Below are 24,784 nucleotides of genomic sequence, written 5' to 3'. Positions count from 1 at the left end.
GGTTCCTCATAACCCTGCTTTCAAACTTGCTTCGATAAATTGGTCCAGGCTGCCGTCCAGCACGGCCTGGGTATTGCGGAACTCTGCATCAGTGCGCAGATCTTTGATATGCGAGTCGCCACCTCCTTTTCGAACTCTTCAATGACTTCTATTAAAAGTCTCTCCCGGCATAAATATCTACATGGATATTTATCCACAAAGATCATCGTAAACCATTCTGTAAATTCAAACCAATCGTAAAATGAAAAGTTATCATGAGGAATAAATTCTTGATACAGATGATAAGATTAGTTTTTGCGTGTTTGTTGTTTATTCTTAGCTTGCGACTGAGATAGCAGAAACGTCACTTTTGCAATTCCAGTGTGCTAATTTACCTGCGCTCATTGTCCTTGTGCGACATTCTAAAATGAAGTTCTGGGTATCCTTGTGTGAATTTAAGAAGGAGCTGTCTGGATTTAAGAAAATCTTGCATTGATTTAAGATAATATTGAATTCATTTAAGAGAATAAAAATATGACACCATCTATTTCAAAAATATAGAAAAATGATGATATTCGAGCATATATCTGATTGGGAGGGTGAGGCTCATCAAAATTGAGGGGGTATAATATGATATAATTCACGTTTCCATTTTACTTCTGAGCTTTTTATGCAGCAACCTGTTGTGCGTGTTGGAGAATGGTTTGTTATCCCCTCCGTTAATCAAATTAGTCGTCAGGGACGCCAGCTAACATTAGAACCGCGTCTAATTGACCTTCTGGTTTTTTTTGCCCGTAATCCTGACGAGGTGCTGAGTCGTGACAGGCTCATTGATAATGTCTGGACACGTAACATCGTCACCAGCCATGTTGTCACTCAAAGCATCTTTGAGCTACGTAAGTCACTGAAAGATGGCGATGACAGTAGCCCGGAATACATTGTTACCGTGCCTAAACGCGGCTATAAACTGACAGCGCCGGTTTTCTGGTGTACGACAGTTGAAAGTGAAGACCTCATACCTGAGCTACCTGCTGCTGAACTGCATACGCCAATTGAACCTGCTCATGTACCTTTCGCCGATCCCCCACCAGAGCCTGCAGCTTCACCTGTGGAGAGTCCAGCAAAACGTAAGCGCCTTGCTACATTCTGGGTATGGAGTTTGTTCCTGCTGGCGCTCGTTACCTGCGTTGCGATGGTGGCAATGTCCACGATAAAATCCCATCCAGCTATCGCTAAAACGCGACTGCTGCTCAACCCGCGTGATATAGACATTCGCCTCGAGAACGGTAACTCCTGTAATAACTGGATGTCGCAGCGCTCCTATGCGGTTGGGCTCGGTAACCTCGTAACGACGTTGCTCAATACCCACTCAACCTTTATGGTCCATGACAAAACCGACTACAACTTCAATGAACCGAGCAGCTCCGGGAAAACCCTGACCATTGAGTTCGTCAATCAGCGCCATTATCGGGCACAGCAGTGCTTTATGTCAGTACAATTGGTGAATAATGCTGACGGATCCAGCATGCTCGACAAACGCTACTTCATTACCAACGGCAACCAATTAGTGATCCAGAACGACCTGATGGACAGTCTTTCCGAAGCGCTGGAGCAGCCATGGTCAGAAAAAATGCATGAGATGCTCAGACAGTATCAACCGCTGAAAAGTACATCGTTGCCTCATTTCTATCAGGCACATCAATTCTTAATGAATGGAGATGTCGATTCGTTAATTAAAGCCCATGATATTTTGAGTGAGATCACAAAGCAGTCTCCAGAGTTCACGTATGCGTATGCGGAGAAGGTGCTGGTGGATGTATTACGCCATTCGCAGCATCCGCTTGAGGGGACATCCCTGACGGCTATGTATGAGGCGATTCAGCAGGTGGAAAATATCCCCGGAATGAAAGATGAATCAATCGTCTATCAAATACAAACTATCGTTCAACTGAGCAAAGGCAATGTTGATGAAGCATTTGAGGCCATTAATAACGGTATTGTTCTGGAGATGTCCTGGCTCAATTATGTGTTGCTTGGAAAAACATATGAAATGAAAGGAGCCAATCGCCAGGCTGCTGATGCCTATCTTACCGCTTTTAATTTACGACCTGGTGAAAACACCCTGTATTGGATTAAAAACGGCGTATTCCAGACGTCTATTACCCGCATCGTCCCTTATCTCAATAACTTCCTTTCTTCAAAATAAGCAGACCTTCATCACACTATCATTTAATGGCAGTGTGATGTTTTTTAGGCGTCAGCAATATTTTTTGGCTGCTGCAAATCGCCAGGCTTGTGACAATAAAAATCATGCGCATCTCTTGTGTATCATTAAATTCATGTTAATCAATGGGTATTATTTATTTATGATATCAAGATGTCTTTTTTGTGTTTTTATAAAATAAATCAAGATATCATTTTTGCACTATTTTTAATTAGCTTATCTAATCCTTAGGACTTCCCTTATGATAATCATTAATATCGCAGGCAGTTGGTCGGACTACTAAATTCACATTATGGTCCGCACTTTCAAAGTAAAGCTCAGGAGAAAATTAAAAATGAGTTCTGCCAAGAAGATCGGACTATTTGCCTGTATCGGCGTAGTCGCTGGTAATATGATGGGGAGCGGGATTGCTTTATTGCCTGCTAACCTGGCAAGCCTTGGTAGTATTGCTATCTGGGGTTGGGTGATTGCTATTATTGGTGCAATGTCTCTGGCTTATGTCTATGCCCGACTGGCCACCATAAACCCGCAACAGGGTGGCCCAATTGCTTATGCAGGGGAAATTTCTCCAGCATTCGGTTTCCAGACCGGCGTACTTTATTATCATGCAAACTGGATTGGTAACCTGGCAATCGGGATTACCGCAGTATCTTACCTGTCTACCTTCTTCCCTGTTTTAAATAACCCGATTCCGGCCGGTATCGCCTGTATTGCCATCGTGTGGATATTCACCTTCGTGAATATGCTCGGTGGAACCTGGGTGAGCCGCCTGACGACTATTGGTCTGGTGCTGGTACTTATTCCAGTTATCATGACCGCTATTGTCGGCTGGCACTGGTTTGATGTTGCCACCTATCAGGCAAACTGGAACACTTCTCAGACCACTGACAGTCAGGCGATAATCAAAAGTATTCTGCTCTGCCTGTGGGCGTTCGTCGGTGTTGAGTCTGCCGCCGTCAGCACCGGTATGGTGAAAAATCCGAAACGGACCGTACCACTGGCAACAATACTGGGTACCGCAATGGCCGGTATCGTGTATATAGCTGCGACTCAGGTCATCGCAGGTATGTATCCTGCTTCTCAGATGGCGGCTTCTGGTGCGCCGTTCGCCATCAGTGCGTCTACCATCCTCGGCGGCTGGGCTGCTCCGATGGTTTCTGCCTTCACCGCATTCGCCTGTCTGACCTCTCTGGGGTCCTGGATGATGCTGGTAGGCCAGGCCGGTAAACGTGCTGCTGATGATGGTAACTTCCCGAAAATCTATGGCGAAACTGACAGCAATGGTATTCCGAAAAAAGGTCTGCTGCTGGCCGCAGTGAAAATGACCGTGCTGATGGTGCTGATTACCATGATGAGCTCCAGCGGCGGTAAAGCCTCTGACCTGTTTGGCATGCTGACGGGGATTGCGGTACTGCTGACCATGCTGCCTTACTTCTACTCCTGCGTTGACCTGATTCGTATCGAAGGCACCAACATTCGCAATCTTGCAAGCCTGATCTGCTCCATTCTCGGTTGTGCCTTCTGCTTCATCGCGCTGATGGGGGCAAGCTCCTTCGAACTGGCCGGCACCTTCATCGTCAGCCTGATCATCCTGATGTTCTATGGCCGCAAAATACACGGCCGCCAGCATAACAACGAATCTGGTCAAGCGAAAACAGCTGACGCCCACTAACGAGTTACTGAACCCATTTATCGCTATTCCTCCTGAACCTGTCACCACGTGACGGGAGGGGTACTCTACATCTGGAGATATGACTATGAACGTTATTGCAATCATGAATCACACGGGTGTCTACTTTAAAGAAGAACCTATCCGTGAACTGCACCGTGCCCTTGAGCGCCTGGATTTCGGCATTGTTTACCCGAACGACCGCGAAGATCTGCTGAAACTTATCGAAAACAATGCGCAGCTGTGTGGTGTGATTTTCGACTGGGACACATACAATTTCGAGCTGTGCGAAGAAATCAGCGAAATGAACGAATACATGCCGCTGTATGCGTTTGCTAACACTTATTCCACTCTGGACGTTAGCCTGAACGATCTGCACATGCAGGTTCGTTTCTTCGAATATGCGCTGGGCGCAGCAGATGATATCGCGGCTAAAATCAAACAGAACACCGACGAATATATCGACACCATTCTGCCGCCGCTGACCAAGGCGCTGTTCAAATACGTCCGCGAAGGCAAATACACCTTCTGCACCCCTGGCCACATGGGCGGTACCGCGTTCCAGAAAAGCCCGGTAGGTAGCCTGTTCTATGATTTCTTCGGTGCTAACACCATGAAATCCGATATCTCCATCTCCGTGTCCGAGCTGGGCTCCCTGCTCGACCACAGCGGTCCGCATAAAGAAGCCGAAGAGTACATCGCCCGCGTCTTCAACGCTGAACGCAGCTACATGGTGACCAACGGTACGTCTACCGCGAACAAAATCGTCGGTATGTATTCCGCCCCGGCGGGCAGCACCGTTCTTATCGACCGTAACTGCCACAAATCGCTGACCCATCTGATGATGATGAGCGACATTACGCCGATTTACTTCCGTCCGACCCGTAACGCCTACGGCATCCTCGGCGGTATTCCGCAGAGCGAATTCCAGCACGCGACCATCGCCAGGCGCGTCAAAGAGACGCCGAATGCAACCTGGCCGGTACACGCGGTTATCACCAACTCCACCTATGACGGCCTGCTGTACAACACTGATTTCATCAAGAAAAATCTGGATGTGAAATCCATCCACTTTGACTCCGCCTGGGTGCCTTACACCAACTTCTCGCCGATTTACGAAGGTAAATGCGGTATGAGCGGCGGCCGTGTGGAAGGGAAAGTGATTTATGAAACCCAGTCCACCCATAAACTGCTGGCGGCGTTCTCGCAGGCTTCCATGATCCACGTTAAAGGCGACGTCAACGAAGAAACCTTTAACGAAGCGTTCATGATGCACACCACCACTTCTCCGCACTACGGTATCGTGGCGTCCACCGAAACCGCAGCGGCGATGATGAAGGGTAATGCGGGTAAGCGCATGATCAGAGGCTCTATCGAGCGCGCTATCAAGTTCCGTAAAGAGATCAAACGCCTGAAAGGCGAATCCGACGGCTGGTTCTTCGACGTATGGCAGCCGGAACATATCGATAAGCCGGAATGCTGGCCGCTGCGTTCTGACAGCGCATGGCACGGTTTCAAAAACATCGATAACGAGCACATGTCCCTTGACCCAATCAAAGTCACTCTTCTGACTCCGGGGATGAAGAAAGACGGTACCATGGATGATTTCGGCATCCCGGCAAGTATCGTTGCGAAATACCTTGATGAACACGGCATCATTGTTGAGAAAACCGGTCCGTACAACCTGCTGTTCCTGTTCAGCATCGGTATCGACAAAACCAAAGCGCTGAGCCTGCTGCGCGCGCTGACCGACTTCAAACGCGCGTTCGACCTGAACCTGTGCGTGAAAAACATTCTACCGTCGCTGTACCGTAAAGCTCCTGAGTTCTATGAAAATATGCGCATTCAGGACCTGGCGCAGAACATCCACAAACTGGTTGAGCATCACAACCTGCCGGACCTGATGTTCCGCGCCTTCGAAGTGCTGCCGGCCATGGTCATGACCCCGTACACCGCGTTCCAGAAAGTGTTGCACGGTGAAGTGGAAGACGTTTGCCTCGAAGAGATGGTTGGCCGCGTCAACGCCAACATGATCCTGCCGTATCCTCCGGGAGTGCCGCTGGTGATGCCGGGCGAAATGATCACCGAAGAAAGCCGTCCGGTACTGGAGTTCCTGCAGATGCTGTGCGAAATCGGCGCCCACTACCCGGGCTTCGAAACCGATATCCACGGCGCATATCGCCAGGAAGACGGCCATTACGTCGTCAGTGTGCTAAAAGAAAACAACAAGTAATTAATCGTGTAACTAAGGGAAGCGGCTTGCCGCTTCCCTTTTTTCGATCGACGCGGCAAGTTTGGCCCCGGCCAGAATTACACCCACGGTGAAGCAGCGAAAGCGATGCATTTCATGAGCATGACATTCGAATCTATACCGTCTATCCATACCCGATAGACGGGCAGGAAAATTATTAATTTGAGAAAACAAATCTATTACTTTGATAACAGCGATGTTGAGGTTCCGCCAGCATGCAAGCGGTTGCCTCAGGCGCGCTAGTTTTTCCTCGCTTTTGCCGCGTTTTGCTCGGCGATTCACAAAAAACAACCTTAACCAGCACCCCTTTGATTTATGGCACAAATATTGGATTTGCTGTCGGTGATGAGGCTTTTCCCATGGGTTATAGATAGCGCTACGTTTGGCGAGCCCGGGATTGCCAGCAACGGACAATCATTGAGGGGAATGTTATGTGTGCTTCACGTTCAGCGCCGCTGCGGCGCGTGGATGGATTGGCGAAAGTCAAAGGAACGGCCATTTATGGCGATGATATTACCTTACCCGGCATGCTCTATGGCGTCTGTCGCTTTGCGGATATTCCTGCCGGGAAAATCGAGGAGATCGATCTTAGTGAGGCGCTGAGCGTCGAAGGCGTCGTCAAGATCGCCACCTGGCAGGATATTCCCGGTACCCCAGCGGTAGGGATTATTGTGAAAGATTATCTGCCGATCGTGAAAGACGAGGTCGTCTTTCACGGCGATGTGGTGGCAGTAGTGGCGGCGACCAGCTATGAAGTCGCCTGCGAAGCGGCGGATAAAATCCGCGTTCGTTATGCGCCGTATGTGCCGTTGACCGACGTAGAAGAGGCGATGGCACCCGACGCGCGGCGAATACATCCCGAATGCCGTGATAATGTCGTTGCTCATCACCATACCGTTAAGGGGGATATCGAAAAAGGCTTCGCTGAGGCAAAGCACGTTATTGAACGTGAATATGAAGTGGGCTTCCAGGAGCACGCTTACATCGAGCCGGAAGTGGTGCTGACCTGGCTTGACCCCACCGACGGCAGCCTGATTATCTCAGGCTCAATTCAAAACCCGCACCGTGTGCGTAGCTTCGTGGCTAAATTCATAGGCTGCCCGCAGAGCCAGATCAACGTCAAACGCGCGGTGATGGGCGGCTCGTTCGGCGGAAAAGATGACATTATCGATCACCTGGCCTGCCGTTCGGCGCTGATGACCCGCCTGACAGGCTGTCCGGTGAAATTCACCTACACCCGCGAGCAGTCAATTATCGAAAGCTGCAAGCGCCATCCGTATAAGATGAAGTACCGGGCGGGGATGGACGACGCCGGGCGCATCCTGGCGATCAAAATCGATATTCTGGCCGACAGCGGTGGTTATGCGGCTTCATCACCGTTCGTCACCTGGCGCTCTTCGGTACAGGCGGCGGGGCCGTACAACATTCCTAACGTCCATATCGATGTGAAAGCGGTTTATACCAACAACAGCTATACCTCGGCGATGCGCGGCTTCGGCTCGCCGCAGGTGGTCTATGCTAACGAATCCTTTATGGATGAGATCGCCGAAACCCTCAATCTTTCGCCGGTAGCGGTACGCGAGGTTAACGCCTTACGTCAGGGCGATACCTCGGTGACCGGACAGCTGTTTGATAAACATACCGTCTCGGCAGTTGAGGTCCTGAACAAGGCGGTGAATGCGTCAGAGTTTGCCGCCAGGCGCCAACACTATCGCGAGTTAAATCTAAAAGGCGGCGTTTATCGTTACGGTATCGGCATCGCGTTGAGCTATCGCGGCTGTTCCATCGGCGCGGAGGGCGTTGATACCTCCACGGCGCTGATTCAGGTGAACGAAGACGGTAGCGTCAACCTGGCGACGTCGGTATCGGAAAATGGTCAGGGGTTACAGACCGCGATGTCGCTGATCGCTGCGGAAACCTTCGGCATTGAACTGGCGGATCTCCATTTTATGGAGCCGCCAACATCGGTTATCGGTGACGGCGGCTCGACAGCGGCCACCCGTGGAACGATGGTCGGCGGAGGGGCGATCCTTGATGCCGCCGATAAGATAAAACGCCGTATTCTCAGCGTGGTCGGCGACAGCATCGGAACCCGCGAGCTGAGCGAAACGCGTTGGCAGAATGGCTTTATTATCAATATCCAGGATAGCGAACGGCGCATTGACTTCAAAACTGCGGTCAACAAAACCAAATGGGCCAGTGTCAGCTTGACCGAATACGGCTGGTTTGTGCCGCCACCGATCCACTGGGATGAAGAGAAAGGTTGCGGCAGCCCGTATTTCACCTGGGTGTACGGCTGCCAGGTGGCTGAGGTCCGCGTCAACACCAGTACCGGCAAAACCGATCTGCTGCATGTAACCGCCGCGCATGATGTTGGACGTGTACTCAATCCGGTGGGCTTCGAAGGACAGGTCTACGGCGGGGTCGCTCAGGGTTTCGGCTACGCGTTGCTGGAGGACTTCAACATTGAAAATGGCCAGGTGAAGTCGGAAAACTTCGATAGCTACCTGCTGCCAACGATGAAAGATATCCCACGCATGACGGTTATCGGCGTGGAAAACCCGGATATCGCCGGGCCGCTGGGCGCGAAGGGGATTGGTGAGCCAGCAACCGAGCTGGCGGCGGCGGCGATCAATAACGCGGTGAGCTTTGCGCTGGAAGCGCGGTTTAATAAATTACCTCTGACCCTCGAACAGGTGATCCTCGGCTACAACCTGAAGAAACCGGTTCGCCAAAGTGAAATGATGCTGGAGGCGGAAAACAGGAAACACGTGTTACGCCTCACGGACGTGGAAGTGACCCGGCCGCAAAGCCTGCAGGAGGCGCTAACCCTGCTGGCGAATGATGGCGTCACGGCTATCGCCGGCGGTACTGACGTTATTGTACAGGGACGTTTGCAGACCCGGGCAATGCGGCTGATAGATATTTCTCATCTGCCTGAACTGACGCAGGTGAGCGAAGATCCCGCGACGCATGAAGTGACCATCGGCGGGGCGATGACCTTTAACCGCATCACCGATCATCCTCTGCTGCGTGAACGCTACCCGCTGCTTGTGCAGGCCTGCCATACCGTCGGTTCGCATCAGATCCGTAATCGCGCCACCATCGGCGGTAATATCGTCAACGCCGCTCCCTGCGGCGACTCAATCCCGCCAGCCATTCTCTATGATGCCCGTATCGAACTGTGCTCGCTTAACGGCATGCGTACCCTTGGTCTGGCCGAGTTCTTACTCTCTGGCTATAAAACCCAGCGTCAGCCTGATGAGCTGCTGACCAAAGTGATACTGCCGCCGCCGGCGCGACCGCAGGCGAAAGGTTTCTATCACCAGTTAGGACGGCGTAACGCGCTGAATATTACGCGCCAAAGCCTGAGCGCGCTGCTGGATTTTGCCGACGACGGGACGGTGAGCTACTGCCGGCTGGTGGATGGCGCGCTGTTCAGCAAGCCACAGCGGTTGCTGGATATTGAGCGGTGCCTGCTGGGGAAACCGCTGAACAGCGACAGTATCAACAGTGCCTGTGAAGTGCTGGATAAGCTTATCTATGCCGCGATCGGCAAGCGCTGGTCGGCGGCCTATAAGCAGCCGGTATTCGTCAATATGTTCCGCGATATGATGGCTGAGGCGCAGCAGGTATCAGGGATTTAATGATTACGTTGGGCGCGCAGCGCCCTATCAGGATAGAGCAATGAGCATAATTAAAGTGAAGGTGAACGGCAAGCTGGTGGAAGCGAAGGTCGAAGGCAATATGCGGTTGTTGGATCTGGTGCGCGATACGTTGCGACTTACCGCCACCAAAGAGGGATGTTCGATAGGTGAATGCGGCGCCTGTACGGTGCTGATGGACGGTAACGCGGTGTGTTCCTGTCTGGTGCTGGCCGCGCAGTGTGATGATGCGGAGATTGTGACTCTCGAAGGGTTAAATGATAATCCGATTACCCAAAAATTACAGGACGCATTTATCGAGAAGGGCGGCGTGCAGTGCGGGTTTTGTACCCCGGGAGTACTCGTTAGCGCCACTGAGCTACTAACCAAAGATCCAAACCCAACCGAAGCGCAGATAAAGGATGTGTTAGAGGGCAATATGTGCCGTTGCACAGGCTACCAACCGATTATCGACTCCATTCAACACGCGATTAAATCGTAATGTCTGATTCCGGGGTAAGGCGTTTATTACCCCGGAACGTCTCCTGCCTGTCTTCGTGACACATTAATCGGGGTAATCCCCAACCCCGGATTGCGGCACAGGTACCTTATCAATTTTCAGCACATAGTGAGTTTCATTCACAAGGCAAAAAGCTGGCGTGGCGCCATGGACATAAATTACTCCTGGCTACCCGCGGTGGTTTGACCTTTTTGCACCTTGCGCAACAGCAGCCACATGCGCACCGTCCGTACCGCCATGTTGCGAGCGGCAGCGCTCGGCGGCACCGGGTCTGGTTCTGGAACATCGTGAGAAATACGAAACGGCACGCTGCCGTTAAGCGTCAGATTGGCGACGATCGCCGTCAGGGTTCCGATGGTGATACCGCTGTGCAGGAACAGCTGCATCATCGGTGGAAACTGGGTAAACAGGTTGGGCACCAGGACCGGCATCATGCCGAGACCAAGGGTCAGTCCGACGACCATTCCATTGTTATTGTTGCGATAGTTGACCTGACCGAGCGTACGGATACCGGAGACGGCGACCATACCAAACATTACGACACCCGCGCCGCCGAGGATCGGTTTCGGGATCAGCACCACCAGCGCCGCCATTTTAGCGAAGACGCCCATCAGCATCAGGATGACGCCGGAAACCGACACCACAAAGCGGCTGCGTACCCCGGTCAGACCAATAAGGCCAATGTTCTGCGCAAAGGCGGCATAGGGGAACAGGTTAAAGAGGCCACAAACCATGGTAGCCAGGCCGCAGGTATTCAGGCCGTTACGCAGCATGCTGGCGTCAACCTTTTTACCGACGATATCGCCGGTACCCATGATTGACGACATGGTCTCGACCATAACCACCACCATCACCATCGACAACAGGGCGACGGGAACAATATGAAATTCCGGTCGGGCGAACTGCATCACCTGCGGCAGGTGCAGCCACGGGGTGACGTTGACGAGGTTAAAATCCAGCGGCTTAAAGAAGCTCCATAAAATGGTACCAATCACCAGCCCGATCAGCACTGCGGTGTTTTTGATAACCCCGGTTGCGAAAGTATAAAGGTTAAGAATGATGACCAGGGTGATAGCCGCCATCAGTAGCGAGAAGAGATCGCCGAACCCAGCCATCTCACTGCTGCCACCGCCAATCCAGCCGCCTGCCACCGGCATGATAGAGAGCCCTATCAGCGTGACGATGCCGCCCATCACCACCTTCGGAAAGAAGCGAATCAGGCGGCTAATCCACGGCGCGCAGCAGAGGATAAAAATGCCCGCGACGATAACCGCCCCGGAGATCGCGCCGATACCGTACTCTTTGCCAATAAGCACCATCGGGATTAGCGCGGCGAAAGTACAGCCCTGAATCAGCGGCAGCCGACAGCCCAGCCACTGCCTGATGCCCATCGATTGCACGAGCGTTGCGGCGCCGCAAACAAACAAATCAGCGCTGATTAATAAAATAATGTGTTCTGCAGGTAGCCCTACCGCATTGCCTACCACCAGCGGAACCGCCACTGCCCCGGCGTACATCACCAGTACGTGCTGCAATCCATAGAGTATCATTTGCGTAATTGGCAGGATCTCATCGACCGGCGCGGTAGACGCCGTATTGTGTGAGTCCGGAATGGCAAAATCTTTCATGAAGTAGTTGTCTCCTTTACGACTTCTGTTCATGTCGGAAATGAAAGGGCAGAAGTTACGATTCGAAGGCCGTCGCCTCCCTCTGCTGATGACGTTCATTAGCGTGATATGCGCACGGAGTTTCTTATGCGGTGACGGTGTTATGCGTAAGCTGTGCCAGAAATGAGTCATATCCTTGTCGGATAATGTATCTGTGAAATTAATCACGGGTTTTTGCGGCTATTTTCAGGCTGTGTATTCATGGCGACTGGCAACCATATTCCCGATTTCATCCATCTGATACGCTGTATCAGTCTGAGAGTTCGGTTTATCAAAATCGTTTGCCATCGTTAACCTGGCCCACATAACGCTAAGTTTGTCCGGGAAAAGAGAACATTGTCGGCGATGGTTTTCTCTTGTTGATGTCTGGATTTGTACTCAGCGGTTTTGCTGTAGTCAGCTTGCTCGCTTCAGTCACCATTTTTGTTCGTTTTTTCATCAGGTGGCATCGTTCTTGCCTTTACCGTCTGCCACCGGCTGCTGCGCTAGCCGGCAAACAAATATGATAAGGACAGGAATATGGTGCAGATTAATGAAAATATCGCGACTCCGCCCGTTTCATCGTTGAGTCGTTTTTTTGCTAAGTCCCGCATTATTGCCAAACCTGGATTTAACCGCTGGTTGGTCCCTCCTGCCGCGCTGGCGGTGCATTTGTGTATCGGCATGGCCTATGGCTTTTCCGTTTACTGGCTGCCGATGTCGCATCTGATTGGCGGCAGCGCGCCGCTGCAGTGTCCGCCTGAGATCTCGTTCTGGCAGCAGCTCTTTACCCGTCAGTGCGACTGGAAAATCTCCATGCTCGGCTGGACCTACACGCTGTTTTTCGTTTTTCTCGGCTGTTCCGCGGCGCTGTGGGGGAGCTGGCTGGAGAAAGTTGGCCCGCGGCTGGTAAGTTTTGTCGCCACTCTGTGCTGGTGCGGCGGCCTGCTGCTGTCGGCCATCGCTATCTATTTCCATCAGCTGTGGCTGCTGTGGTTGGGGGCTGGCGTGATTGGCGGTATTGGTCTTGGGCTCGGCTATATCTCACCGGTTTCAACACTGCTGCGCTGGTTTCCCGATAAGCGCGGGATGGCCGCGGGGATGGCGATTATGGGTTTCGGTGGCGGGGCGCTGGTGGGCGCGCCGCTCGCGAACTGGTTAATGAACTTTTTTGCCGATGGTCAGGGGAACGGCGTCTGGCAAAGCATTCTGGCACTATCGGCAATTTACGCGTTGTTTATGCTTTGCGGTACCTTCGGATACCGTCTGCCGCCGATGGGCTGGCACCCGAGCGGCGAGAAGGCGCAAAAGGTCATCAACAGCAACCCAGGCATTCAGGTTCACGTTAGCGTGGCCTGGCGGACCCCTCAGTTCTGGCTACTGTGGCTGGTACTATGGCTGAATGTCACCGCCGGGATTGGTATTCTCGGTATGGCCTCGCCGATGTTGCAGGAGATTTTTGCCGGCAAGCTGTTATCGCTGGATCTGAGCTGGCAGGCGCTAAATGGTGAACAGCTTAAGCGTATCGCCACCGTGGCCGCCGGTTTTACCGGCTTGCTCAGCCTGTTTAATATTCTGGGGCGTTTTTTCTGGGCCTCGGTTTCGGATATGTGCGGCAGGAAAGTGACTTTTGCGCTGATCTTTTTCCTCGGCGCCTTACTTTATGGCACGCTGCCGCTGATTAACCATGGCGGCTACGTAGCACTCTTTGTCTGCGCGCTGTGCGTGATCATCTCCATGTACGGCGGCGGTTTCGCTACTATCCCGGCTTATCTTGCTGATGTATTCGGTTCGCAAATGGTTGGCGCGATCCACGGTCGCTTGCTGACCGCATGGTCGGCGGCCGGAATTAGCGGCCCGGTACTGGTCAACTACTTGCGTGAGTATCAGCTGGCGCAGGGCGTGGACCCGGCGCGGATCTACGATATTACGCTGCTGGTGCTGACCGGACTGTTAATTATCGGTTTTATCTGCAATCAACTGGTACGGCCAATTCCGCCAAAATACGCGATGACCGCCGAGCAACAGCAGCAGGCTAAAGGGCTGTATACCATCAATAAAGATGCTCTGCTTACCTGGCATCCTAAGCCTGCAACACCGCTACTGACGCTGAGCTGGATTGCTGTCGGTGTGCCGCTGCTGTGGGGGATGGGGACTACGCTGCAGCAGGCGGTGAAGTTCTTTATGTAGATGAATTTATCCAGGTGTTGTATTTACCGCCGGGCCTTATGCGCCCGGCAAGCTGGACAGGTGCTCAGGGCGTGAGCTGCTTGCGAATATGGTGCTGCAGAACCGCCAGCATGCTGGCGCCGGAAAGTCCGATCATCAGCGCGCCATTGACGGCCTCCAGCGGGCCCAGCAGTTTCCATTTCGCGCTCATCACAATGTCGCCATAACCCAGAGTGGCAAAGTTAACGCCAGAGTGATACACCGCCTCTTTCAGCGTGTTGAATTCTCCCAGCCACAAGAAAAGCACTCCCCACAGCAGGATTTGCAGCAGATTGCCAAAAAGTACAATGGTGATAATGCCAAACAACGCCAGAACGCCCGCTATCGCGCCTTCTTTGTGGTGAAAGTGTTTGATGTAAAAACGTATGCTCCAGACGGAAGCCAGCGACTGTAGCAGCATATTGCACAGAATAACCGGCATCCCCATCAGTAAGGGCAATAACATAGTATTAATCTCCAGAGATGATATCGACAGCGGGTCGGCCGCTGGCGCGCCAGCGCTCAAGCAGCGCGACGCAGGCCCAGCCGTAAAGCGCGACCACGATATATAAAGAGCAGCGCATCGCTGATGCCATCCATACATCCTTTCCTGACGCGCTATCCTGAATGGCCGGGCCAAACAGGATGAGGCAGGTTATCCAGGCATTGCTCCAGAATGAGGGGGGGAACCGGGTGGCGGCCAGCCGTATCATCCGGCGTGCGACCCACAGGCTGAGCAGCCCCAGCCACAGCGCCAGCATCAACAACGATGGCCAGATACTGAGCCCGAACCACAGTCCTGCCGCCAGCAGGGCGCCCATCAGCGTAGACAGCACCAGCTCCCGGCCGGCGGTTTTCACCGACAGCGTGTTAGCCTGCTGCGCCAGCATCACGGTTTTCATAATAGCCGGGATATAAAATGCCGGGTTGCTTAGCGCCAGCAGCCATACCGGCAGCACGATAAGCACCGCGCGTAGCGCCAGATAGTGCGGCGACTCCGGCAGCGGCGGCGCGGCTTTACCTGCCGCCGCCGCGGCGGGCTGCGGAGGAAACAGCGCCAGCGTCAGGCGGTTGACCAGCGTGCCGGTGATAATGCCAACGCCCATCATCTGGGCGATACCGATAGCCAGCGGCTGCTCAATCAGACCGGCGATGGGGATAATGGCGATAGCGACAATCAGCAGCATGGACTGCGCGCCTTTCCCCGACAGCCCCATCAGCATCAGCCGGTACAGCAGTAACCCTGTCAGCAGCAGCGCCGGCAGCGGATAATGGGTCAATAGCGGCACCATCAGCACCCCGCCAATCATCGTCGCCATCAGCACCAGACCGACGATAACGCCTTTACGGATGGGCAACGGTTTGCCCTGGCACAGCACTATCCAGGCCATAATACAGCCGAGGTGCGGCATCGGCAGGCCAACGCCGTAGCAGACCAGCGCCGCCACGGCGATCCCGCTGCCTATTCTCAGTACCGCACGATCGGCGTTATGCATCGGGAACCTCAATAGAAATATGAGAAGAGGCTCATCAGGCGGATATACAGGCTGCCGAAGAAGTTCAGCACGCCGCTGCCGCTGGCGTAGACAAGAACGTCCACCTGACCGCCCACCCGCAGGCTGTCGGGCGGGGGTAAATCATCTTTTGCGAAAGCGACTTTGACCGGGAAACGCTGGGCCTGACGCAGCCAGTCGCGGTTATTATCGATGGTGGGCAGCGCGCCCGCCGGTTGCGCGGAAGAGGTGTTGACGCCGTAGCCGATGCTGCGGACCTCGCCTTTAAAGACGTGGCCCGGCATGCTGTCGAGCAGAATCGCCACCTCATCGCCCGGCTTCACGTGGCCGAGGTTGTTCTCCGTCATATCGGCGCTGATCCAGACATCGTTTATCGCCACCAGCGTCATGACCGGCGCGCCGGCGCCGACGAACTCACCAATATCGGTACGCAGATCGGTCACCAGACCGCGGTTGCTGGCGACAATAAGAGTATTCTTGCGGTCCAGCTCCGCTTTGCGGACCGCCGAGCGGGCGCTCAGCAGCTGCGAGTTGTTGTCGCCTGCGATACCTGCGGCCTCGGTCGCTTTACGGACATCGGCGGCGGCGGCGGCCATCTGGCTGCGGGCGGTCTCCCGGGTCGCCTGGGCGATTTCGAGACGGCGAACCGAGATGGTGCCGGGATCTTCACGATACAGGCGCTCCTGACGCTCAGCGTCTTTCGCCGCGTTTTCGTAGGCGGCAACGGCAGCCTGATAGCCTGCCTTCGCGGCGGCAATCCCCTCGCTGTTGGCTTTCACCGAGCTCAGTACGGTATCGTAATCGGAACGCGCGCGCGCCAGCGCAATATCGTACGGTTCCGGATCGAGCTCGAATAGCGGATCGCCAACGGCAACCTGCTGGTTATCGCGGACGTACACTTTTTGGATCTGCCCGGTGACCTCGGCGGCGACAGGCACCACGAATGCCTGAACTCTGGCCTGCGAGGTGTAGGGCGTGAACCGGTCAGACACCAGATACCAGCAGAGCAGAATCACGATCAGGACAAGAATGCCTGTCACTCCACGACGGCTGGCCTGGCCGGCCGGGGATGAGGGGGAAGTCATGGCGAGTTACCTTCTTTGGTCTCGGTGGCAGAGGGCAGTGGGGTATCCAGCAGCGGAACCCAGTTATCCCGCTGACGCAGGTGCGACTCGGTTTCACGGTCTACCAGCGGACGCTGGCGCCCTGTCTCCCAACCGCCGCCCAGCGCTTTATACAGGGTTATCAGATCGCGCATCATTGCGCCGCGGCTGTTAACCAGACGCTCCTGCTGGTTAAACAGGGCGCGCTGCGAATCCAGAACGCGCTGGAAATCCGCCATCCCTTCGCGATACTGCGTATTGGCAATCTCCAGCGAACGGGTCGCCGCCTGGCCGGTTTCAATAAGCAGCGTAATCTCGTCTTTATCGTTGGCGTAGGCGATAGCGGCATCGTCAACTTCCCGTGCGGCCTGGAAAACGGTGTCCCGGTAACGTTCATGCAGCTGCAGGAAACGGGCATCCTGCACCAGTACCTGGTTGCCGAGACGGCCCTGATCCAGCAGGTTCCAGCTAAACGTTGGGCCTGCGACCCACGAAAGCGTACTGCTGCTGCCGGTGCGGGCGCTGATCCCGACGCTGCCGATAAGCGAAATTGACGGATACAGCTCGCTTTCGGCGACGCCTATCAGCGCCGACTGTGCCGCCAGCTGCCGCTCGGCCGTCCTGACGTCGGGACGACGGCGCAGCAGGTCGGCCGGCACCTCGGAAACCAGCGATAAATCCCCCTGCGGGATAACCCCGGTATTGCTTGCCATTTCCGGCAGCGGCCCCGGCTTTCTGGCCAGCAGCACGCTCAGCGCGTTCTGGCTCTGGCGCAGACTGGTTTCCAGCTGCGGGATGCTGGAGAGCGTTGACAGATACTGGGTTTTCGCCTGCTGAACGTCGAGCTCAGCGCTGTTGCCGCTCAGGAATAACCGTTCGGTGATTTGCAGGCTGCGTTTTTGAATATCGGCGTTGTTGCGGGTAATGTTCAGCCGGGCTTCCAGCGTGCGGATGTTGACGTACAGCTGCGCGACCTGAGCGGCCATCAGCACCTGAATGTCGTCGTACTGCGCAAGCGTGGCGAAATAGCTCGCATCGGCGGATTCAACGCCGCGCTGGAATTTGCCCCAGAAATCAATTTCCCATCCCAGATTGAAGCCTGCGCCATAGCTGGTGGCCGTGCTGGAGTGATGGTCGCGGACCTGGCCGGTGCGCACAATCTCTCCGCTGCCGACGGTGGCCTGCGGCCCCAGCAGACTTTCCGCAATACCTAACTGGGCGCGGGATTCGAGCAAGCGCAGCCCCGCAATCTTAACGTCAGGATTTTTCCGCAGCGCCTCGTTGACGAGCGCGGTGAGCGTTGGGTCGTTAAGCTGCGTCCACCACCGGTCGTAAGACGCCTGCGCCGCGTGTGGGGTAACCCCTCGCGTTGCCGGCTGCCACTGCGTCAGCTCCGGGGTTTTCGGTGGGGTATAGTCCGGCCCCAGTTTAGTGCAGGCGGTCAGAACCAGGCAGGCGCCTCCGGTTAACAGGAGGCGCCCAAGACGACCGTCATTTACCATCGTTTCCGCTCGATGCGTTAGCCAGGCCTTCGTTGACCCAGGCCATAAAGATGCGATAACCGATGGAGAGCAGCGTTGCGCCGATGAACATGCCGAGAATGCCGCTGGCCGCCATACCGCCCAGCGCGCCCAGCAGAACAACCGGCATTGGCGCATCAACGCCGCGGCCGAGCATCAGCGGTTTGAGCACGTTATCGGCCATACCGGCGATAAGCAGCAGCACGGTGTAGATAATGTTCAGGCCCGTGCCGTGGTCGCCCATGTGCCACATGATAGCGATCGCCGGCGCTGTGACCAGAATCACCGGGATCTGCGCGATCCCCAGAATCAGCGCCAGGATAAAGAAGATGCCGACGGCAGGAATTCCGGCCAGCGCCATAACCACCCCTGCCAGCAGCGCCTGGATCAGCGCCACGCCGATAACCCCTTGCGCTACCGCGCGGATGGTGCTGGTGCACAGTTTGATCAGCGCAACGCCTTTGTTCTCATCGGTAAGACGCATGGCGATGCGTCTGGCGCTGTTGGCGCCAGCGGCGCCCCAGGCCATCATAATACCCGCGACGATAAAGGAGACGACAAAGCCCAGCAGCCCGCCGCCCATGCTGGCCAGAACGCTCAGCACCTGTTTGGCAACGTCGCCCAGCTGGGTGCGGTAGGCGCTAATCAGCCCCGGTAAATCCACCGATGCCTTGAGCCACAGCGCGTGCAGTTTGCCGCCGACAACCGGAATGGAGGCGATACTTTCGGAAGGCGGAGGGATCACCAGGCTGCCGCTGCCCATTTTGTCGATAAGGGCGCTGACGCTTTCTCCCAGCGAGCTCACCATCGCAATCGTCGGTGCGACGATCAACAGAATACCGAGCAGGACCAGCAGCGTGGATGCCCAGCCCTGCTTACCGCCCAGACGGGCCGCGAAATACTGCTGGAGCGGGTAGAGCGTTACCGCCAGAATAATCGCCCACAGCATCATATTCAGAAAGGGAGAAAATACCGTAAAGCAAAAAGAGGCTAATGCCAGGATAAGTCCAAACTTGATGAACATATCCATAAATCTGGCAACAAGTCTTTTTTCAACAATGAGCAGATTATTATTTTCCATGATCGTTTGTTCCAGTTGATAATGCACACGCAACCGCCGGGTCTGGTGCGCAAAGCAAGCCAGTATAGAGACGTAATCGTTTTAGTTGACGCTGGAAGTTATTTAAAAATGGCTCTCATTTATGTTGAATTTTATCCACTTTATTAGTGTAGAACAGAACGCCCGCAGAATAAGCAAATATTAAACGGTAATGGTTCAGGTTTATTAAATGGGATCGTTAGCCTGCGATATAATGCGTGATGGCATTGATAAATAAAGATATTAAGCAATGACGGGCAAACAAAAAGGCCTGTCGCGTCATGCTTCAGGCCAACGTCGTTTTACCCGCTCGCGGGGGAGGGGAGGCGCTAATCCAGAGTGAACGGGTCCGCATCCTGCCACGCCGGGAATTTCTCGCGGTACTCCTTTAACGCGGTCAGCGACAGTTCTGCATCAATCCGCGTCACCTGGTGCGGGTCCGCGGTGGCAAGAATTTCTCCCTGCGGGCTGACAACGCGGCTGTCGCCGCGATAGTGGTGGCCGTTGCCGTCGGTGCCGACGCGGTTGCAGCCCGCGACATAGGCGAGGTTCTCAATGGCCCTGGCGACCAGCAGCGCCTGCCAGTGCAGCGAGCGTGGCGCCGGCCAGTTCGCCACATACAGCGCCAGATCGTAATCGCCGCGGTTACGCGACCATACCGGGAAACGCAGGTCGTAACACACCAGCGGCAGGATTCGCCAGCCTCGCCATTCGAAGATCACGCGTTCATTGCCCGCTTCGTAATGATGATGCTCATCGGCCATGCGGAACAGATGGCGCTTGTCGTAACGATGAACCCGGCCATCAGGCTCTACCAGTAAAAAGCGGTTGACCGGGCCGCGCTCCACCTGCAGGGCGGCGCTCCCGGCGATAAGCGCATTGGTCTGCCGGGCTTTGCTCTGCATCCACATGACTACGTCGTTTTCGGGGAGCGATTGCGTCGCCGCTTCCATCGCGAAACCGGTAGTAAACATTTCCGGTAAGACGATGATATCCCGTCCCTGTATCCCTTCCAGCTGGCGATCGAAATGGCGCAGGTTGGCAGGGCCGTCCATCCACACCAAAGGCTGTTGCAACAGTGTTATTTTTAAACCAGGCACAATTGAGACTCCCATATTACGGCGTCTTTTCACTGTAGCATGAGCGATGACGGGGTTGGGAAAAAAGCGGTCACGGTGACCGCCTGATACGGATTACAGCTCTCTGATCGTGGCTTTTAACGCCGGAAGCCGCGCCGCGCTGGCGCTAAGCTTATCAATTCCCAGACGCAGCAGAAGCGCGGTCTGCGTGACATCGCCTGCCATTTCGCCGCACATACTGACCGGTATGCCATAGGTGCGTCCGGCTTCGCAAACGCGCGCAATAGCGCTGACGACCGCCTCGTTGCGATAATCGACCAGCTCGGCAACCGCGCTGTTGCCGCGATCGGCCGCCATGATGTATTGCGTCAGATCGTTGGTGCCTATCGAGAAAAAATCGACCTGCTGCGCCAGCGCATCCGCAATCATCACGGCGGCAGGGACTTCTATCATGATGCCGAGCGCAGGGAGACGTTCCTGAGGAATATTCAACAATTGCGCCTGCTGTTGCGTCAGCGCCTGTACCGCAGCGACCTCATCCTGCGTTGATATCATCGGCAGCATAATTTGCAGATTGGGATGCAACGCTCCAGCCCGCAGCAGCGCGCGTAGCTGTGGTATAAAAATCTGCGGCGAGGCCAGGCAAAGGCGAATGCCGCGCAGCCCGAGAAACGGATTGTCCTCTTTGGCCTGCGGAAGGGCGGCTAAAGGCTTGTCTCCACCGATATCCAGCGTCCGGATGGTGACCGGCTTATCGCCAAACGCCCGGGCGATATCGCAGTAAACCCGGAACTGCTCATCCTCGCCGGGGAGTTCGGCCGCATCGTGGAATAAAAACTCGGTACGAAATAGCCCAACCCCCTCCGCTCCCTGCGCCAGAGCGGCATCCACATCCTCCGGGCCGCCAATATTCGCCAGTACATTAATTCGCTGACCGTGCCGGGTGATGGCCGGCTGCGCTGCGCTGGCAAGCGCGCTAGCTTTGGATTGCCGCCATTCATCGTGACGCTGGATCAGGCTCAGGCGCGTTGCGTCATCCGGATCAAACCAGAGCTGTCCTTTGCCGCCGTCGAGGATCACTTCCGCGCCATCAGGGATCTGCGTGCTGGCGATCGCCGCTTTGACCACCGCCGGGATACCCATCGCTCTGGCGAGGATCGCGCTATGCGATGTGGCGCCGCCGTTGCGCAGGCAAATACCCAGGATATGGCGCTTATCCAGATTAGCGACCTGAGAGGGCAGCAGATCGTCCGCCAGCAATATGCAGGGCTCATGGGTGGCAAACGTCCCCTCGCTGACGCCGCAAAGCGCCAGAAGAACCTGACGGGCAAGATCGTGTACGTCGGCTTCGCGTTCGCGGAAGTACGGGCTGCTGGCATGACGATAGCGGCTCGCGACCTCCTGCATCACGTTCATCCACGCGGTTTCGGCCTGGTCACCTTTTCCCAGCTCCTGCAATACCTGCAGGCGAATCTCAGGGTCGTCTAACATCGCCTGGTGCGCGGCAAAGATTTCTCCTTCCGGGCCGAGCGCTTTTTGCTCCAGCGCGTGGAGAACGGCGCCAATCGCCGAGTCTATTTTCGCCATTTCTTCCGCAGGACTCGCCGGGGTACGCAGCGGAAACTCGGGTAGTTCGCAGGAGAACCATTTCACGCAGCCGATGGCGATCCCTTCGTTAACCGGCAGGCCGGATACCGCGCCTTCTGCGGTGATGCGCTGGACCGGCTGCGGCTCGTTCGCAACAGGCTCCAGCGCATGAGATTCGCCAAAATGGCTCTGCGCAAGCGATGTTATCAGCTGAATTGCCTGACTGGCGTCATGACCTGATATCTGAAAGAGGATCTCGTCGCCGCAGCGAATACCGAGCATGGCCAGCCCGTTGAGGCTCCGGGCGCTGGCGCGCTTATCGCCGTTGATCACGGTAATCTCTGCATCACAGCGGGCCGCTGTGGCGACAATTTTTGCCGCCGGGCGCGCGTGAATACCGTGAAAATTACGCACCGTCCAGCGCAGCGTGTGCGCTTGCTCTGCGATGCTCTGGCCCGGCTCTGGCGTGATGTCAGTAGCCGCAGCCTCGTTGGGGTGAAGATGCTGGCGCTTTGCGTCAAGGGCGCTGGCGGCTTCGGCGATAATGGCTGATATTGGAAGTTCTGCCGCTGCACAGACAATGGCGGACAGTACCCCTTCCACTACAGGAGCCGACATCAGATGTACGGCGGCTCTCTGTTCTTCCGATAGCAGCTCCAGCGCCATTTCGGTGCTGAGCAGCGCGCTGCCCATATCCATGAATACCAGCACGCCCGCCGGCGACCAGACGGATTCAATAGCCGACAGGATAGCGATAGCGTCGGTGCCGATCGGGTTTTGCGGATCGTCGATGCCGGCGGCAACGGCCAGTGGAACCTTTCCTCCGGACATTTGCAGGGCCAGCTCTTCGATCCCCTGCGCCAGGCGCAGGCTGTGAGAAACAATGACAATGGCGGTCATAATTATTCCGTGAATCCTTCCTGCATGGCTTTAATCATCAACCAGGAGGAAGTTGCTCCGGGATCCTGGTGCCCAACGCTGCGCGCGCCGAGGTAGCTGGCGCGCCCTTTTTTGGCCTGCATATTGATGGTGTTGTTCACCGCCGTGACGGCATCCTGCTCCATGGTGCGAAGTAGCTCGCTTTCCGACATTCCAGACTGAAGGTTCACTTTCGCCGCATGGAGCACCGGGACCCACACGTCACACAGGGTTTTGTCGCCTTGTTCGGCTTTACCGCGGGCGACGACGGCGGAAATCCCTTCCTGCAGACAGTCGAGCCACTCGGCAAAGCTTAATTCGGTACGCACCCCGACGGCCGCCGAGGCGCGAATAAACAGCGTGCCGTACAGCGGACCGCTGGCGCCGCCGACGCTGGAGAGGAGCTTCATGCCGGTGTTCTTTAGGATATTGCCGATATGCTGACGCTCTATCTCCGGCAGGATTGCCTCCACAGCGGTGAAACCGCGATTCATGTTCAGTCCGTGGTCGGCATCGCCAATATCTCTGTCGAGGTTGGTTAAGAAATCCTGCTGTTCGCTCATGTACACTGAGCAGCGTTCCAGCCATGCAATAATATGTTTATTATGAATTTTCATATGATGTCCTTTTTAGCATCCCCAGCGAAGCGCAGGCGTGTTGACCGGTGCGTCCCACAGCGCTAAAAACGATGGGGAGCATTTCAGCAGGCTTACGGAAAAACCGGCCATATCCAGTGATGTACAGTAGTTGCCGACCAGGTGGCGAACGATGCGAATACCGCGTTGCTTTGCCGCACGCGTCACCGCCCGGGCTACGCCATAAAGTTCCGATTCCGGCGTAGCGCCGAGACCATTGATAAGCACTATATACTCGTCGTGATTATCAAACCGTGTATTCGCCGACGTGGTTGCCATCCAGTCGTCGGTAGGGCGATCCCAGTGGCGCAAGGTTCTAAGCCATGGCGTGTTATCCACTAATTGCGCCATGACGCTGGCAACCAGGGTATCAAGATCCGGCAAGGCGCGTCTTTCAATACCCGGTTCGCCGTGAATACCCACGCCGAACTCAATTTCGTTATCCGCCAGCTCGAATGAGGGTTTACCGGCGGCCGGTACCGTACACGCCGCGAGGGCCACGCCGAAAGAGCGTGTGGCGTTGTTGACGTCGCGGCCCAGTTTTTCGCAGGCTTCAAGGGAGTATCCCTGCAGCGCCGCCGCGCCAACGATTTTCTCTACAAAGAGAGTGCCAGCGACGCCTCGGCGCCCGGCGGTGTACAGGCTATCCTTGACGGCGACATCATCGTCAATAATCACCGTGCCGACTTTGATACCTTCCTCATGAAGCATTTCCACGGCAGTTTCGAAGTTGAGAATATCCCCGGTGTAGTTTTTGATAAAAAACAGGACACCTGCGCCGCTATCGACCTTTTTTGCGCATTCGATCATTTGATCGGGGGTCGGGGACGTAAAAACCTCACCAGGGCAGGCGCCGGTCAGCATGCCGGTGCCGATGAATCCGGAGTGCAGGGGTTCGTGCCCGGAACCGCCACCCGAGACCAGCGCCACGACGTTTTTTGGCTGTGAGTGCCAGATAAAGCGGGGATCATAGCTTGCCTGCAGGTGTGGCCAGCAGGCGACCATGCCCTCCATTTGTTCTGTGACAACGGTATCAATCTGGTTAATTAACTTTTTCATGCTCATTCTTGTCCTGATAACGTGGGTGAACAGCCAGAATTTCTTCTGGTGAGATTAATTATCCGTGGCTAGTTAAACAAATGACCGTCGGGAAAGGTTCATAATGAAACGGTTTTTGATAGCCACTGT

The 24,784-nt window shown here is 55.1% G+C and carries 16 protein-coding genes and 1 pseudogene; 6 read left to right on the top strand and 11 right to left on the bottom strand.

All coding sequences use genetic code 11. The features are described 5' to 3' along the window. Positions 1 to 6: 6 nt before the first annotated feature. Positions 7 to 117: pseudogene (locus ENTCL_RS24185) on the bottom strand (hypothetical protein); the annotation flags it as partial. Between the two features lie 532 nt (positions 118 to 649). Here ENTCL_RS24185 and cadC point away from each other — a divergent pair. From cadC to ENTCL_RS17545, 5 genes are all read left to right on the top strand, one after another. Beyond that, positions 650 to 2,185 carry a lysine decarboxylation/transport transcriptional activator CadC gene (cadC, locus tag ENTCL_RS17565; RefSeq protein ID WP_013367491.1) on the top strand — a complete coding sequence of 512 codons (1,536 nt, stop codon included), beginning with the start codon at positions 650 to 652 and terminating at the stop codon, positions 2,183 to 2,185. Between the two features lie 352 nt (positions 2,186 to 2,537). Beyond that, positions 2,538 to 3,875, top strand: a complete 1,338-nt coding sequence (gene cadB, locus ENTCL_RS17560) for a cadaverine/lysine antiporter (RefSeq protein WP_013367490.1) — start codon at positions 2,538 to 2,540, stop codon at positions 3,873 to 3,875. Between the two features lie 85 nt (positions 3,876 to 3,960). Then, entirely contained in the window at positions 3,961 to 6,105 is a 2,145-nt protein-coding gene (gene cadA, locus ENTCL_RS17555; protein WP_013367489.1) for a lysine decarboxylase CadA, read from the top strand. Positions 6,106 to 6,554: 449 nt separating this feature from the next. Further along, complete coding sequence (locus ENTCL_RS17550) at positions 6,555 to 9,770, top strand: molybdopterin cofactor-binding domain-containing protein (protein WP_013367488.1); 3,216 nt, start codon at positions 6,555 to 6,557, stop codon at positions 9,768 to 9,770. Positions 9,771 to 9,810: 40 nt separating this feature from the next. Next, positions 9,811 to 10,269 carry a (2Fe-2S)-binding protein gene (locus tag ENTCL_RS17545; RefSeq protein WP_013367487.1) on the top strand — a complete coding sequence of 153 codons (459 nt, stop codon included), beginning with the start codon at positions 9,811 to 9,813 and terminating at the stop codon, positions 10,267 to 10,269. Positions 10,270 to 10,445: 176 nt separating this feature from the next. Here the strand turns inward: ENTCL_RS17545 and ENTCL_RS17540 are convergent, their stop codons facing one another. Then, a complete protein-coding gene (locus tag ENTCL_RS17540; protein WP_013367486.1) occupies positions 10,446 to 11,915 on the bottom strand; it encodes a nucleobase:cation symporter-2 family protein in 1,470 nt (489 codons plus the stop codon). A gap of 558 nt (positions 11,916 to 12,473) precedes the next feature. Here ENTCL_RS17540 and ENTCL_RS17535 point away from each other — a divergent pair. After that, entirely contained in the window at positions 12,474 to 14,123 is a 1,650-nt protein-coding gene (locus tag ENTCL_RS17535) for an OFA family MFS transporter (protein WP_013367485.1), read from the top strand. 64 nt (positions 14,124 to 14,187) lie between these two features. Here ENTCL_RS17535 and ENTCL_RS17530 read toward each other — a convergent pair whose 3' ends face one another. From ENTCL_RS17530 to dhaK, 9 genes are all read right to left on the bottom strand, one after another. Continuing rightward, positions 14,188 to 14,607 (bottom strand): ion channel, encoded by a 420-nt coding sequence (locus tag ENTCL_RS17530; RefSeq protein WP_013367484.1) that lies wholly within the window; start codon positions 14,605 to 14,607, stop codon positions 14,188 to 14,190. A 4-nt stretch (positions 14,608 to 14,611) separates the two neighbouring features. After that, positions 14,612 to 15,637 (bottom strand): DUF2955 domain-containing protein, encoded by a 1,026-nt coding sequence (locus ENTCL_RS17525; RefSeq protein ID WP_013367483.1) that lies wholly within the window; start codon positions 15,635 to 15,637, stop codon positions 14,612 to 14,614. 8 nt (positions 15,638 to 15,645) lie between these two features. Continuing rightward, the gene (locus tag ENTCL_RS17520) at positions 15,646 to 16,740 is read right to left on the bottom strand and encodes an HlyD family secretion protein (RefSeq protein ID WP_013367482.1); all 1,095 of its coding nucleotides are present in this window, start codon (positions 16,738 to 16,740) and stop codon (positions 15,646 to 15,648) included. Further along, positions 16,737 to 18,260: an efflux transporter outer membrane subunit gene (locus tag ENTCL_RS17515; RefSeq protein WP_013367481.1), complete on the bottom strand. Its 1,524-nt coding sequence runs from the start codon at positions 18,258 to 18,260 to the stop codon at positions 16,737 to 16,739. Before ENTCL_RS17515 ends, ENTCL_RS17520 begins: the two co-directional genes overlap by 4 nt. Then, positions 18,250 to 19,359: an AI-2E family transporter gene (locus tag ENTCL_RS17510; RefSeq protein WP_013367480.1), complete on the bottom strand. Its 1,110-nt coding sequence runs from the start codon at positions 19,357 to 19,359 to the stop codon at positions 18,250 to 18,252. Before ENTCL_RS17510 ends, ENTCL_RS17515 begins: the two co-directional genes overlap by 11 nt. 347 nt (positions 19,360 to 19,706) lie before the next feature. Further along, entirely contained in the window at positions 19,707 to 20,477 is a 771-nt protein-coding gene (locus ENTCL_RS17505; RefSeq protein ID WP_013367479.1) for an amidohydrolase, read from the bottom strand. Positions 20,478 to 20,570: 93 nt separating this feature from the next. Further along, positions 20,571 to 22,943, bottom strand: a complete 2,373-nt coding sequence (ptsP, locus tag ENTCL_RS17500; protein WP_013367478.1) for a phosphoenolpyruvate--protein phosphotransferase — start codon at positions 22,941 to 22,943, stop codon at positions 20,571 to 20,573. Positions 22,944 to 22,945: 2 nt separating this feature from the next. Next, the gene (gene dhaL, locus ENTCL_RS17495; protein ID WP_013367477.1) at positions 22,946 to 23,578 is read right to left on the bottom strand and encodes a dihydroxyacetone kinase subunit DhaL; all 633 of its coding nucleotides are present in this window, start codon (positions 23,576 to 23,578) and stop codon (positions 22,946 to 22,948) included. Positions 23,579 to 23,590: 12 nt separating this feature from the next. Beyond that, positions 23,591 to 24,655: a dihydroxyacetone kinase subunit DhaK gene (gene dhaK / locus ENTCL_RS17490; RefSeq protein WP_044612171.1), complete on the bottom strand. Its 1,065-nt coding sequence runs from the start codon at positions 24,653 to 24,655 to the stop codon at positions 23,591 to 23,593. Positions 24,656 to 24,784 lie beyond the last annotated feature (129 nt).

The organism is [Enterobacter] lignolyticus SCF1, assembly GCF_000164865.1.
Taxonomy (GTDB): domain Bacteria; phylum Pseudomonadota; class Gammaproteobacteria; order Enterobacterales; family Enterobacteriaceae; genus Enterobacter_B; species Enterobacter_B lignolyticus.
This window is presented reverse-complemented; position numbering and strand designations above follow the sequence as displayed.

Excerpts from the sequence above, each read along its gene's own strand:
- cadA (WP_013367489.1), top strand. The coding sequence starts at position 3,961 with ATGAACGTTATTGCAATCATGAATCACACGGGTGTCTACTTTAAAGAA.
- ENTCL_RS17545 (WP_013367487.1), top strand. The coding sequence starts at position 9,811 with ATGAGCATAATTAAAGTGAAGGTGAACGGCAAGCTGGTGGAAGCGAAG.
- dhaK (WP_044612171.1), bottom strand. The coding sequence starts at position 24,655 with ATGAAAAAGTTAATTAACCAGATTGATACCGTTGTCACAGAACAAATG.
- ENTCL_RS17520 (WP_013367482.1), bottom strand. The coding sequence starts at position 16,740 with ATGACTTCCCCCTCATCCCCGGCCGGCCAGGCCAGCCGTCGTGGAGTG.
- ENTCL_RS17525 (WP_013367483.1), bottom strand. The coding sequence starts at position 15,637 with ATGCATAACGCCGATCGTGCGGTACTGAGAATAGGCAGCGGGATCGCC.
- cadC (WP_013367491.1), top strand. The coding sequence starts at position 650 with ATGCAGCAACCTGTTGTGCGTGTTGGAGAATGGTTTGTTATCCCCTCC.
- ptsP (WP_013367478.1), bottom strand. The coding sequence starts at position 22,943 with ATGACCGCCATTGTCATTGTTTCTCACAGCCTGCGCCTGGCGCAGGGG.
- ENTCL_RS17540 (WP_013367486.1), bottom strand. The coding sequence starts at position 11,915 with ATGAAAGATTTTGCCATTCCGGACTCACACAATACGGCGTCTACCGCG.
- ENTCL_RS17550 (WP_013367488.1), top strand. The coding sequence starts at position 6,555 with ATGTGTGCTTCACGTTCAGCGCCGCTGCGGCGCGTGGATGGATTGGCG.
- ENTCL_RS17515 (WP_013367481.1), bottom strand. The coding sequence starts at position 18,260 with ATGGTAAATGACGGTCGTCTTGGGCGCCTCCTGTTAACCGGAGGCGCC.
- cadB (WP_013367490.1), top strand. The coding sequence starts at position 2,538 with ATGAGTTCTGCCAAGAAGATCGGACTATTTGCCTGTATCGGCGTAGTC.
- dhaL (WP_013367477.1), bottom strand. The coding sequence starts at position 23,578 with ATGAAAATTCATAATAAACATATTATTGCATGGCTGGAACGCTGCTCA.
- ENTCL_RS17510 (WP_013367480.1), bottom strand. The coding sequence starts at position 19,359 with ATGGAAAATAATAATCTGCTCATTGTTGAAAAAAGACTTGTTGCCAGA.
- ENTCL_RS17535 (WP_013367485.1), top strand. The coding sequence starts at position 12,474 with ATGGTGCAGATTAATGAAAATATCGCGACTCCGCCCGTTTCATCGTTG.
- ENTCL_RS17530 (WP_013367484.1), bottom strand. The coding sequence starts at position 14,607 with ATGTTATTGCCCTTACTGATGGGGATGCCGGTTATTCTGTGCAATATG.